The organism is Pseudanabaena sp. CCNP1317 (assembly GCF_034931345.1).
Lineage (GTDB): Bacteria > Cyanobacteriota > Cyanobacteriia > Pseudanabaenales > Pseudanabaenaceae > Pseudanabaena > Pseudanabaena galeata.
Genome location: NZ_JAYGIF010000001.1, coordinates 1 through 13,501, shown reverse-complemented (window position 1 = coordinate 13,501; position 13,501 = coordinate 1). Strand labels below are relative to the sequence as shown.

Annotated in this window: 11 protein-coding genes; 4 read left to right on the top strand and 7 right to left on the bottom strand. The window is 39.7% G+C overall.

Features of this window, described 5'->3' with window-relative positions; all coding sequences use genetic code 11:
* Window positions 1-39 precede the first annotated feature (39 nt).
* Window positions 40-462 (top strand): hypothetical protein, encoded by a 423-nt coding sequence (locus tag VB775_RS00055; protein WP_190575989.1) that lies wholly within the window; start codon window positions 40-42, stop codon window positions 460-462.
* 246 nt (window positions 463-708) lie between these two features.
* Complete coding sequence (locus VB775_RS00050; protein WP_094535383.1) at window positions 709-921, top strand: hypothetical protein; 213 nt, start codon at window positions 709-711, stop codon at window positions 919-921.
* 769 nt (window positions 922-1,690) lie between these two features.
* Here VB775_RS00050 and VB775_RS00045 read toward each other — a convergent pair.
* Both VB775_RS00045 and nrdR read right to left on the bottom strand, forming a co-directional pair.
* Entirely contained in the window at window positions 1,691-1,999 is a 309-nt protein-coding gene (locus tag VB775_RS00045) for a DUF3155 domain-containing protein (RefSeq protein WP_040689531.1), read from the bottom strand.
* A gap of 180 nt (window positions 2,000-2,179) precedes the next feature.
* Window positions 2,180-2,632, bottom strand: coding sequence for a transcriptional regulator NrdR (gene nrdR / locus VB775_RS00040; protein WP_281007568.1), 453 nt, complete (start codon window positions 2,630-2,632; stop codon window positions 2,180-2,182).
* Window positions 2,633-3,211: 579 nt separating this feature from the next.
* Between nrdR and lipA the strand changes: the two genes are divergently transcribed.
* Entirely contained in the window at window positions 3,212-4,084 is an 873-nt protein-coding gene (gene lipA, locus VB775_RS00035; protein ID WP_281007569.1) for a lipoyl synthase, read from the top strand.
* Window positions 4,085-4,187: 103 nt separating this feature from the next.
* Here the strand turns inward: lipA and VB775_RS00030 are convergent, their stop codons facing one another.
* Window positions 4,188-7,241: a response regulator gene (locus VB775_RS00030; RefSeq protein ID WP_281007570.1), complete on the bottom strand. Its 3,054-nt coding sequence runs from the start codon at window positions 7,239-7,241 to the stop codon at window positions 4,188-4,190.
* Window positions 7,242-7,397: 156 nt separating this feature from the next.
* Window positions 7,398-8,402, bottom strand: coding sequence for an ABC transporter substrate-binding protein (locus tag VB775_RS00025; RefSeq protein ID WP_281007571.1), 1,005 nt, complete (start codon window positions 8,400-8,402; stop codon window positions 7,398-7,400).
* A gap of 751 nt (window positions 8,403-9,153) precedes the next feature.
* Here VB775_RS00025 and VB775_RS00020 point away from each other — a divergent pair.
* Complete coding sequence (locus tag VB775_RS00020) at window positions 9,154-9,327, top strand: hypothetical protein (RefSeq protein ID WP_281007572.1); 174 nt, start codon at window positions 9,154-9,156, stop codon at window positions 9,325-9,327.
* Window positions 9,328-9,775: 448 nt separating this feature from the next.
* Here VB775_RS00020 and VB775_RS00015 read toward each other — a convergent pair whose 3' ends face one another.
* From VB775_RS00015 to VB775_RS00005, 3 genes are all read right to left on the bottom strand, one after another.
* Window positions 9,776-10,549, bottom strand: coding sequence for a hypothetical protein (locus tag VB775_RS00015; protein WP_281007573.1), 774 nt, complete (start codon window positions 10,547-10,549; stop codon window positions 9,776-9,778).
* 294 nt (window positions 10,550-10,843) lie between these two features.
* Window positions 10,844-12,577, bottom strand: a complete 1,734-nt coding sequence (locus tag VB775_RS00010; RefSeq protein ID WP_281007574.1) for a DUF4157 domain-containing protein — start codon at window positions 12,575-12,577, stop codon at window positions 10,844-10,846.
* A 283-nt stretch (window positions 12,578-12,860) separates the two neighbouring features.
* A partial coding sequence (locus tag VB775_RS00005; RefSeq protein WP_323216601.1) for a response regulator occupies window positions 12,861-13,501 on the bottom strand: 641 nt, incomplete at its 5' end.

Here is a 13,501-nt window from a genome sequence, read left to right as displayed (position 1 = left end):
CTAAGGCAAAAATACGGCTTTGGAGTTTTGATTCGCTCAATGAATACAGAAATTGCGGAAGATTTATTCACTCAAGGTTTAGAACGCTACAAACAAGGTGAATCTGCGGCGACCTTAATTCCTGTGTTTGAGAAAGTATGCGATCGTCAGCCCAAAGTTGCTAGCGGCTGGATTTGTCTATCTTGGTTATATTTGCTAGACAATAACGCCAAACTTGCTGTTAAGGCAGCCCAGAAAGCCGTCAAAATTGCCCCAGAAGATCCTCAAGGTCATATTAATCTGGCGATCGCGATGTTAGAGCTATCCCAGAAGGGTGTGCGTGAGCAAGTTGAAGCTGCTCAAAACTGGTTAATGATTTTGAAAGATATTAAGCCAGAAATTGTTGAGAATTTTGAAGAAGGCTTGCGTCGTCGTCCAGACTGGAAAGCTCTTGAAAAGGTTAGAGATTGGGTACTGAGTTAATCGACAACTATTGGTTTCTTGTTAATTTCTGTTTATTGTCAATATTTGTGAATGGCAATTTAGGATATTTAATAAATAACTTTATCTAACATTACAGAACTTCATAACTACTGCTCTTATGTCAGAAAAACTTAACAAAGGATTTTTGTCAAGAGTGTTAGGCTACCTAAATATAAATAACTAAAGCTGCTAATTTTTTAATTACAGCTAAAGTGTCAATTTTTTATTTAAAAGGAAGTTAATAAAATGATCTTAGAAAACGTTAGAGTAAAGCCCGATACCCGCAATCACAAAGGCTTCTTTGTGCTAGAGGCTTCCTACAAACTGGTTAATATTGATGGTAATGGTTGGGCTTTGATTTGTTTAGATGACTATGCATGTCATTACGTCGATCCTGACGACCTGAAGTTGCCTAGAGGTTGGAAAAAAACAACTAGTAATGAAGTTGTGAACGCTTAGCGATCGCCTTCTTGGGGTTTCCTCTATGCTTGACAGTGAAGATCGATCAACTAATGATTTAAATAAACCAAATTTTAAATAAAAAAGAGCAAACCTAGGTTTGCTCTTTTTTATTTAACGTCAGTTCGATGAAAGCGAAAAATGGTAAGAATCGCTAAGCGATTCTTACCATTTTTCGCCATTTGAGTCGTGCTTCGCACGACTCAAATGGCTATATCGAATTCACGTTAAATCAAGAAGCGGCGCAAAGCGCTGCTTTTTATACCAATTCACGAAAGTGTGGCAACACTTTCGTGAATTGAAAACCAAACCCAGTAATGGTTTTAAAAACACAAAATGGCGTAGCCATTTTGTGTTTTGGTATTAATTTACTAAGCCAAACAAAAAGCAGATGAATGCTTGGCGCTCATCTGCTTTTTTGTCGAAGTATTAAAAATCCAAAAGTAGAACGAAATGCCACTTCTGGAAGATGTAATAAAAGAATTCAACAGTTAATATTTACATCAACAAAGAAAATCCCCATTTTTCAGCTACATAGGTAACTATAAAAATCTTAAGTATATTTAACAAGATAGCTAATCAAATATACTTATATACATATTTACTTTACATTTACTTTTTACAGCAATTTACAAATAATCCCTAAAGCACCTTAATTCTTTACGATAAAAATCGTTTACAAAAGATGCAGACGCTCATAGATATAAAATGCTGCAAAAGTGACACCAAAAAATGAGATATTTTATTGCTTTGCCAGACTGATAAAAACTTATCTACATCCAGCCAGTGCAACTTCTCTTTCTTCGGGTGGTTTTAGGCTAGGGAACAAGAAGTGATTTTCTTCAACATACTGTGCTCCGAATAGACCTTTTTCTGCCCAGAAGTATCGATCTGTTGTATGTTCGTTACGTCTTACAAGCAACAGTGCTGGAGGAAGAATGCCATGTGTATGAATGTACTTACGTGCAGCCGTCACAGGCTTATCTTCACCGCTATCGATACTAAATTGAGGAATATGTTCTAGGATTTTGCGCCCTTCTTGGCGACGTCTACTTTTCCGCTTACGTCTCCTTGCCAAATCAATACCTCCTAATTTAGACCCTGAAATGCGATCGGGATTACAAAAACATTGTTATTATAGCTAGGGTAAATAAGAAATTTCAACTTTTCTTTACAAATTTTTGTCAGTGATGTTTTTGTGTACCTTAGCTTGATACAGTATTTGATCAACTTTTAGTAAGTGAAACTAAAAATGACTCTAATTTGCGTCAAAATGGTTTAAAGCTTCGGCAAAATCTCGTACTCCCTTAAACTGTCGATATACTGAAGCAAATCTTACATAGGCAACTTCGCTAACATCTTGTAAGTATTGCAACACCATTTCTCCAATTTCTACGCTTGATACTTGATGGCGATCGCGTACTTGTAGTTGCGCTTCGATTTCGTCAATGATTGACTCTAGGGCAGTTTGTGATACTCCTGTTTTCTCACATGCTCGAATCATGCCGCGCAAAAGCTTGGAGCGATCGAAAGATTCACTGGCTCCATCCCGTTTCAGCACTGTAATTGGTACAAACTCAATGCGTTCGTAGGTGGTAAACCGACGCTGACAATTAAGACATTCGCGCCTGCGACGAATACTACAGCCTGCCTCTGCCGAACGAGATTCTAAAACACGGCTATCGGTATGCTGACAAAACGGGCAGAGCATGACATATCTCAAAATGTGGTGTGTAACATAGAGTGGGAGCAAAGCTTCACCCTATCTATATAACTGTAAATTATAGTGGGCAGCAATTACCTATAAAAAGAACAAGAGATTTTTTGAAAGCGTTGCAAAGTAACGCTTTCAAAAAATCTCTTGTTACAGATGATGTTACGTGGAACTCAGATAATGAACCTCTTGCTGCTAGCATAACAGGGCAACCACGGGGGGATTGCCCCTACCTGTAAATTTTAGATCTTGTAGGGTTGCGCCATAGGGCAAGCCCTAGACTTACGGCATCGCAAGAATTCCTTCCACATAACATCAGTTACAGGTTTGAGTAATACTGTCTTGCCAATCTCAAAGTAGATATGGCAATCCTAAAGGGGTTGTGAGAGTGCGCCCCGAAGGGGCGCACTCTCACAACCCCTTTAGGATTGCCATAGTAAAGCCCAAGAATTAGTGGTGCGGCGCAAAGCGCCGCACCACTAATTCTTGGATGGGAAAGGAGTAATTGCGTTAAAATACAAAACGTTACAAAAATTGCATGATCTGCATAGGCTAGATTTTTAGGTAATCACAAATATGGCAGTCAAACCAGACTGGTTGCGAGTTAAAGCCCCTCAGTGGGAGCGCGTTGGCAATGTTAAAGAAGTCTTGCGCGACTTGGGGCTAAATACTGTGTGCGAGGAAGCATCTTGTCCAAACATCGGCGAATGCTTCAACCAAGGTACTGCCACATTTTTGATTATGGGGCCAGCTTGTACTCGCGCTTGTCCCTATTGCGATATTGACTTTGAGAAGAAGCCTCAAGCTCTTGACCCGATGGAACCAATTAATTTGGGTGAGGCGGTGCAAAGGATGAATCTAAAGCATGTCGTCGTTACTTCCGTTAACCGTGATGATTTGCCTGATGGTGGCGCTTCTCAGTTTGTGCGATGCATTGAAGAAATCCGTAAGTTGATGCCACAAACCACGATTGAACTGCTGATTCCCGATCTTTGTGCTAATTGGGAAGCTTTAGAAACAATTTTGGCGGCGCGTCCCCATGTACTTAATCACAATACGGAGACTGTGCCACGGCTTTATCGTCGAGTGCGTCCGCAGGGAGAATATCAGCGTAGTTTAGAGCTTTTGCGTCGCGCTCGTGAAATTGCGCCTTGGGTCTATACTAAGTCGGGGATTATGGTGGGTATGGGTGAAACCGATGAAGAGGTTTTGGAAGTGATGCGTGATTTGAGAGCAGTGGATTGCGATATTATTACCATCGGTCAATATCTGCAACCATCGGCAAAGCATTTGACTTTGCATGAGTTCGTAACGCCTGAGCAGTTTGAATCATGGAGAATTGCGGGGGAAGAAATGGGATTTTTACAAGTAGTATCTTCGCCGCTTACTCGTAGTTCGTATCATGCAGAACAAGTACAAGCATTAATGAAGTTGCATCCTAAAACTTAAGTAGTTAAGCATAAGTAAACTTAAAACCCAGATTGCTGTGCCGTCCGCGTAGCGGGCGGCACAGCAATCTAGGTTTGGTTTACAACTAGGCTTAACTACTTAGTTAATGGAGAATAACTAAGCCTTGGGGTTTAGGAGGCTGTGCTAAAAGCAGACGAACTTTATCCGCCAGATGTCTCAACTTAACAGGCTTGGTTAGATATTCATTAGCCCCTACTTTTAGACATTTTTCGCGATCGCCTTCCATCGCTAGAGCAGTTAGGGCAATTATGGGAATCGTCGCAGTTTGAGCGTCAGCACGAATCAGCCTAATCGCCTCTAGTCCATCCATCTTCGGCATTTGAATATCCATGACAATAATATCGGGGCAATGATCTTTTGCCCTTGCAACTGCTTCTTCTCCATTTCTAGCGATCGCTATACGGTAATTGATCGCAGTCAGATAGGACTTGAATGTTTGGATATTTGCTTCGTTGTCTTCCGCAAGCAGAATAAGTGGTGCGACCTCATTATCATTATTAATTTCGATTGGTGAGGAACTACTTGTAACTATCTCAGGGGCGATCGCAGTACTAGACAGCTCCATTTCATAGGGCAGAGCCACAGTGAAGCGACTACATTCTCCAACTACACTCTCAGCCATGACCATACCACCATGAAGTTCAACAATTTGCTTGACTAGAGCAAGTCCTAAACCAGTGCCTTCGTACTGACGGTTGAGATTGCTACTAACCTGTATAAAGGGTTGGAAGAGACGTTGCAAGTCCTTAGAGGCAATACCTATGCCAGTATCCATTACTTGAAATACAATCATCGGCAAATTCATGGTTCTGATTTGTTGAGGAATCACGGCTTCTCCTTGCCATATATCACCTTGACCAAAGGCAACTAGCAGATTTACATGTCCTTCGCTAGGAGTAAATTTGACAGCATTGGTGAGCAGATTAATCAACACCTGTCTGATCCGACGCTCTTCGACCTTGATATTGTTTATATTCTTGGGAATGCTACAGGCAATTTGTATTCTCTTTTGAAATGCTTGCTGTTTGACAAAAACTAAACTGGAATTACAGAGATTTTGGACTGAGACTAATTCAATATGGAGTTCCATCATCCCTGATGAGATTTTTGAGAGATCGAGAATATCGTTAATCAAGGATAGAAGATGCGTACCACTTGATTCCACTGTACCGATCGCACTTAATTGCTTGTCATTTAGTGTGCCTAAAAGCTGTTCTTTCAAAACCTCTGATAGTCCCAATATAGAATTGAGAGGCGTGCGGAGTTCGTGGCTCATGTTGGCAAGAAACTCGTCCTTGAGCTTAGTAGCTTTAAGGAGTTCTTGATTGACCCTGAGTAGTTCTGCTTCAGTTTGTTTGCGGATCAATAAATCAGCTTGAGTCTGCTGATAAAGATCCGCTTGTTGAACAGCGATCGCTAGTTGGTTACCAATTTGTTTTACGAAATCAATTTCCAGTTCTTCCCAATCGCGAGGACTATCACATTGATGAATGCATAGTAATCCCCATAATTTATCTGCCTTGAGCAAAGGAACGACTAGGTTTGCCCTTATTTGAAATCGTTCCAAGGTCTGAATATAGCATTGGGGTAGTCCCGAATTGTGAATATCGCTGACAGCCTGTGTTGTGCCTTGCTCATAGAATTCGGCATATTGCTCGCCAAAACAATGATCATGGAATTTGACTGCTATCGCAGATCCAAATTTAGACAAGACTGATTCGGCAACGAATTCACCATCGTCAAAGTTCGTATCAGGATAGAACTCGAAAATACCAACGCGATCCGCTTTCAGAAAGTTTCTAATTTCCTCAACAGTGGTCTGAAAAATAGTTTTGAGATCGAGGGTTTTTCTTATATTTTGAGTGATTTCTCGGATTACTAATTCTCTTTTGGCTTGCCTACGAATCAATTTCTCTGCTTGTTTAACTTCTTCAATATCAGTAATCGTACCGATCGCTCTGATTACTTTATTTTGATCATCTAGAACTCTCTCCCCGCGTGATAGAAACCAATGGGGCTTACCCTTAGCATCAAGAAGACGATATTCACAAGAAAACTCCGAAGTCTCTCCTTCTAGATGCTTCTGAAATGCATTTCTGGCAAGCTCGCGATCATCTATGTAAATATTTGTTAGCCAATCGTCAAGGTGAATTGGATCTTGACAACTCTCATAGCCAAGCCATTCTCTAACACCGCACTCTAAAACAAATATACCTGTCTGAGCATCCCAATCCCATATCCATACTTTAGCGGCGTTAGTTGCTAATTCATAGTGTTGAGCAATCTCTGCATATTTTCTCTCAGCAATATCCAACTCCATCTGTTTAAAATCTTTTACTTCCTCCAAGACAGATGCCAATGTCGCTCCTAAGAAACCTATTTCATTGTTAGGTAAAATAGGCAAGACAAATTTTTCCTGATTTTCACTATCCGCGATCGCTAATTGAATCTTTGCTAAAGGGCTGAGTACTAACTGGCGAATTAACCAACCCATGAATGTCAAAATTAGTCCGCCACTAAATGACATCGCCAAGATCGCCCATAAAGCATTTTTCAATGCTTCATTTTCCAATGCTTGGAGATCCATAACTACGATCACCACGCCACGATGTCTATTTGATGGTGTTGACTCTTGGGATGTCTTTGCCCCGAACTTATTAAATACAGTGCTACTAAAAGGCAAAAATTGAACTATGACAGGCTTGCCTTCTACAACAGCATGGATATCTACTTCTGTGCCATTACGAGATGCTTGCAGCAAAGAGGGAACAAACGTAGGGTGGATATCTGCATAGTCCATATTTGTCCATGTCAGATCCATCCTACGACTATGGGCTAGCAAACTACCCCTAGGATCAACTATTGATATTTCTACTACTGCTGGCAGAGTGGCATAGTTTTGGACAAGCCTTTCTAAGAGAAAGGTTTCTTCGTCTTCAACCAAACCTTCACTAGCAAATTCAAGCCCCTGAGTAATCGTTCTAGCGCGTTGATGTACTTGCTCATCTAAATTAAATTTGAGAGATGTATAAATAGTAGACAAAGCAGCAACTCCTATCACCGCTAGGGATAGACCAAACCCAAGTAATAGTTGCTTAGAGATTCTGTGCTTAGGGGATTGAATGAGGTTTTTCATGGTTATAAAAAGCTGATATCTCGAAGATGGTTTGAGAATTCGCTCACTTTATTGTAACTTTCATGTAAATGATTCACAGGCAAGGGGCTTAAGCCCCTTGTTTAGTAAAATTTGGTGAAGCCATCTGTACATCAACTGACAAAAAATCGTTATACTTTATGCCCCCTGCCAATTATTACTAGCTTTTTTGACTAGCTCACCATTAATCTCGATATCATTGCGAATACCTCGACCGTGGCGAGGATCTGATAACAACAATTCACTGGTCTTTTGATAAGCATCTTGCAAGCGCCCGCCCTCAAACATGCGCCGATTCATCGCCAGATCACCTTTTTTCAGCCCTTTGTAATCCTCGGCAAATGCTTCGGTTGTCATACCTAGTTGTTTGGCGATCGAAGCAAAAACTTCCTGTGGTTTAGTCTTCACATCCGCGATCGCATCAAACCAAGTCTCCATAAAACGAACCAGTTCATCTTGTTTGGTAGTGATCAGATTAGCGCGAGTTGCTAAAGCATCAATTACGAGACTATCCACATCCGCAGTAGTGTAAATGACTTTCCCGCCCACAGCTTTAGCTGTGCTTTGCATCAAAGGTTCCCATAGGGTAGCTGCACTGATCTCGCCTTTTTTAAGCATGATAGCTGCACGTTCATTGATCACATCTAGAACTTCTACATCTTCTGGTTTCATTTGGTTTGCCTGAAGTGCTTCGAGTAAAATCAAATGCGAAACAGTACTGAATTTGGCACTAACTTTTTTGCCTTTTAAATCTTTTACGGAATTGATACCAGGACCTGCCGCAATCCCATCGGAGCCAGCAGAAATATCGACAACCATCACCACAACAGGCTTATCAGAGGAAGTGTCAACCTGCATGACCTCTGGCAAAGGCACAAAGCTCACATCTTGACTACCACGCATCGTAGCGCGGATGTTATCTTGCTGGTTGATGAATTTGACAAACTCCACATCCAAACCATGCTTGCGAAACAATCCTGCTTCTTTGGCATACAAAGCAATTTGATAACCTGCCCAACTGTTTAGCCCTACCTTAAATGGTTTTAATGCTCCTGCTTGCAAACTACAGCCTTTGATCGCGATCGTCGTTAACGAAGCAATCAGAACAATAGTTATCAATCTAAAGAAATTATTTGATTTCATGCTTTTTATTCTAAGCTAAATTTAATATTTATAAATTCTTCTCTCCAATTGAATCTACAGCAGTGTAATTGTCTGGAATCCTACGAGATTCTACTAACACCAATTCACGAAATTGTTGCCACACTTTTGTGGATAAAAAACAAACTCGGCAAGGGATTTTAAGTTAAGAAATGCCTACATTTCTTAGCTTGGTATAACTTATTTTATGTGGAAAGCTGAACTATCATTTCGTATCTTGTTATAGAATCTGGTTCTTTGGAGACATCAAAGCTACAAGAAAATTTACTGCTGTAGTTCTTCAATTAGATACAGCGCTTTGGGCTGAATTGGAATTTAGTTATGAGAAATCTTTGAAAGCGTCGCAAAACAACACTTTCAAAGATTCCTCTGTAATGGCTAAAGTTTCAATAGGCTAAGATACAAGCTGTCAGAACAAAAATTGAAGAATTATTGCTTTTGCAAGTTAATGCAAGTTAATAATTTATTACAAATTTTATAGAGACAAGCTTGAGAAGGACTAGAATTGGCCAAATTCCAGACTAAACAAGAAGTGCCTGATTGAATGCGACGTATCTAAATAAATTCAACACCCACGTTTAACCCAGTTGAGTACATACAATTAATATGCAAATCAGAAAAACTTGTAAATTTTCCTGATTTATAGTTAATTAATGCATCCTATTCCCTTAACTCAGAATTATAACACAGATTTTTGTAAGAAGATTCATTCCATATAGATAAATGGCAATAGATGGCAATAGATGGCAATTCTCATTATGAAACCGATTTTGGTATTTCCTGCGCCCTCGGCACAGGAAATACCAAAATCGGTTTTGGAAAGCCCACCAAAGGCGGGCTTTCCAAAAAAACGATTTTGGTATTAAGAATTGCTGACATAGCTGTCGCCATTCTTGTTAGGACATAAAACCCAGATAGTGTGAGGCGGCGCGAAGCGCCGCCTCACACTATCTGGGTTTTGATTTGTCCTGATACAGGTGGCTATAGCTATAGATAAGCAAGAGTGCAAGCGCAGCATGGGCTACAGGGTTTTGAAATTTTATATTTAATTTTGTAAACTTAAAAATTTGGCAATAAATAGAATTTTAATATACTGAAAAATAGTGGATGACTTTAATTATGAATAGCCATCCACTAGGATTGTTAATAACGATGGAGTTTATACTTACTTAACAATTATTATGAGAATAAAAATACAGCAATCTAGTAATAGATTAGATGTATTTTTCTATTCACTTAATAATCCCTATTCCCTTATTTATAATAACATATGAAAGTCTAATTATGAATCATTTTCTGATCGATTCTTTTTAAAGTAAAGCTGTTGAATTGTTGTGAAAAATTGTGTAATCATTTTAACCTATGAAACGAATCCCACTTTTAAAAATTCTTATAAATTCTTGTAAATGTGGAGCATCAGCATTGCCTTGCCAAGCTTCAAAAAATAAGATAAACCTAGCCATATGAAAATAGAATAATCCTTTTAGCTCTGGGGTTAATTCATCTGATGCAATGCTTAAGCCCTTAAACTGTATTTGTTCGCTATCTTCTAGTTCATCCATAAGTAATGGACCAATCATATAATTATTTATCCTCCACATTGATAATCTCCACTCTTTTGGAGCTAAATATATAGGAGGGATTTCAGGTAAAATTACAGGCTTGTCGTCAACAATTGTCAATAAATATGGTCCTATATCATCTACAAATGGAGCCATATCTTTGTTTTTAGTTGAATTGATATTAAACTCAAACTCTGCATCTAATAAAGCTAGAAATTCTTGAAATTGTTTGTTTGCGTCTGTTGAGATACTAGGTAACAGGCGCTTTGCTTCAGACTCTAGTCCTTTAACTAAAGCAGGATGAAGCTGGGTAGTATGGAGTTTGTCTATTTCCCTGATCAAAATATTCAAAAATTCGTCTGGACTTTGGTTCGTAGTCCTCGTAATGGACTTGCCACTGGATAATCTCCAGCATTTTAAGGTGTCTCTAGCTGCGTTATGATTTTCTCCTAGTTCCCATTCCTCTGTTTTAGTTAATATTCTTGAATTTAGATCACCTTCGATTAAGATTGCTGGGCCCAAATAGTCTGAACCAAATGTTAAACTTATGCCGCTTGATAGTCTCATTTTGTACCTTTTGATTTATTAACTGATGTTACGTGGAAGGAATTCTTGCGATGGCGTAAGTTTAGGGCTGGCACGGGGGCGCAGCCCCTACAAGATCTAAAATTTACAGGTAGGGGCAATCCCCCCGTGGTTGCCCTGTTATGCTAGCAGCAAGAGGTTCATTATCTGAGTTCCACGTAACATCAGTTATTAACTTTAAACGATGACGAAGGTAATGAAGCCTTTACCTCTACTATAAATAAATTTGAAATGACATGACTAAAACTTGGGAAATATCAACTTAATTCGTCTTCGTCAATCAGTCCTCTTATGCATGGGATTATACACTACGCCGTCAGTTGCGTCTTCGTGACTTTCGGCTTTGTGACTTTCGTCTTCGTCAATTAGTTCCTCGTATTTTTTCCCGTTTATCGTCTTTAGCCTCTTTGTAGTTGTTACGTCACCGTATTCCTTCTTAGTGAAGTCTGTAATGCTAGGCCACCAAGCACCTTGGCTACCTCCAAGCTCAATGTCTCTTGTATATGAGAAATTCGCAAACGTTTTTTCAACTAAATCAAATGTCTTCTCGGCTGATAACATCATTAATTTAGCTTTTACAAAAACCCCAGCTTTTCCGACTATATCTGCACTAGCATTGAGTCCTAGGTTTAGAGCGTAACTCTTAGTACTAAAATTGGCAGTACCTCCTAAGGTTCCTGTCAATTCCGCAGTACCACCTAAAGCTCCAAATATTCCTCCTTCTAATCCCACAACATTGGCAACTCCAGCTCCAACTCCAGCTGTAGCTTGTATCTCTAAGCCCATAGTTCCTGTTACACCAGCATCACTAATGCTCAAAGTCTTTTCGTCTCCAGTTTTGATCGAATATGTACCACCCGAAATTGTAAATGAGACTTTAGGAGTAATTGCTAAACCAGCAGTAGCATATGCGCCAGGCGCAAATGGTATGTCAATACTTGCACCAAGACTAGGGAGTTTGAGGGCAAATTCCTTTGATGGTAAAGCTCCTTCTAAGTCAACTCCAGATCTTCCTATTTTAAGTTCTTGATCGCCCCATATAGGGATAGTTACAACGCCATTTTGATACGATAAAGGTCCTGCCTCAATTTTAACTCCATCTTCTTCTTCCTCAACTGATTCACTATCATCTAGCAGGGCTTCCTGATCATTATCGTCATCTAGTTGCTGATAACCTTGCTTTTTCTTCTTGCCAAATCCAAACAAACGTTGAATTCTTTCATCACCTACCGATGATGTAGTGGTCGGTTGCGGCGATCGCTGCACTGCTCCTCCATTCTGCTGCACCACATGAGTCAACTCATGGGCGATCAACTCTTGCCCACCTCGACTACTCGGCTCATATGCTCCCTGCCGAAAGAACACATCTTGCCCTGTCGTAAAAGCCTTCGCTTGAATTGATTGATTTAATTGATCGGATTGTGAATCTGTATGTACCTTTACGCCACTAAAGTCTGCTCCCATCGCCTGTCCCATAGATCTTTGCAGGTTTGCAGCTAGTGGCTGACCGCCACCTCTTGCGCTTTGAATTGATGACTCCAACTCCGTTGATGCATCACCTCCACCTACATTTTCGCGCCTTTGTAGCGGCTTCTTTCGCAGTTTATTGCCCTGTGGCAATGCGTCTCGTTGGATAGATTGATTTTGGATCGGCGTATTAATTTGTTGAACGACTTTTGAAGCAGTATCATCAGCTTCTTTTTCGTATTTGTCGTTTGGTTCGCCGATCGCTAATTTTGCTTGGATTGACCGATTTTGCGCGATCGCTTTCAATCGATTTTCAGGCTTCCTTTGCACTGAGGATGCTGGCTCTGGGGGTGGCGAATTAATTAGTCTTTCTAATATATTTGGAGAATATTTTTGTTGATGCTCACTCTTTTCTGTTTTTTCTGTTGAAGGAGATTCAGCCGAACCCGCTTCAATAGGAGCAAATGGTCTGGTTTGAAGATTTAGAGTTGTAGGCGCTACGGAACTTGCAGTTTTAGGAGAGTTTTCGTGATTAGATTTCATGCCAAAATAGCTCTTCTGCTATTGAATTAAATACAATCAGAGCAAATTTATATTGATAAACTTAAAAGTTTGGCAATACTAGAATTTTGATGATCTAAAAAATAATGGATGACTTTAATTATGGGTAGCCATCCACTAGGAGTGTTAATAACAATGGAATTTATACTTGCTTAACAAATATTAAGAGAACAAAAATACAGCAATCTAGTAATAGATTAGATGTATTTTTTTATTCACTTAATAATCCCTATTCCCTTGTTTATAATAACATATAAAATTCAAATCATGATTTATTTTCTGATCGATTCTTTTTAAAGTAAAGCTGTTGAATTGTTGTAAAAAGTAGCTTTAATTTAATCGGTTTGCTAATGTAGTCATCTGCTCCTGCGGCGAGACATTTTTCGCGATCGCTTTCCATCGCTAAGGCAGTAATAGCAACAATTAGTTTGTTAAATCCATTGCTGCGGATATATTTAATTGCCTCAAGTCCATCCATTTTTGGCATTTGAATATCCATCAGTATTAGATCTGGTGACTCCTTTTGCACTAGATCGATCGCCTCTTGTCCATTTCTTGCAATTCTCAAGCGAAAGCCTCTCGCTTCTAGATAGGAAGAAAGCATTAAGACGCTATCTTCGTTATCTTCAGCTAACAAAACCAGAGGAAATTCGTAATCACTGTCAATTTCTGCGCTTACGGATGTCGTGGTATTTGCTAGCTGTTGAGGTAAATAAGACATACTCCTTGAATAGGGAAGTGCGATCGCAAAGCGACTACCTACACCTAATTCACTTGTGGCACTGACATATCCACCATGCAATTCGACTATCTTTTTGACTAAGGCTAATCCTAAACCAGTACCATCATATTGGCGATTGAGAGGGCTATCAATTTGGATAAAAGGTTGAAATAGCTTTTGTAAGT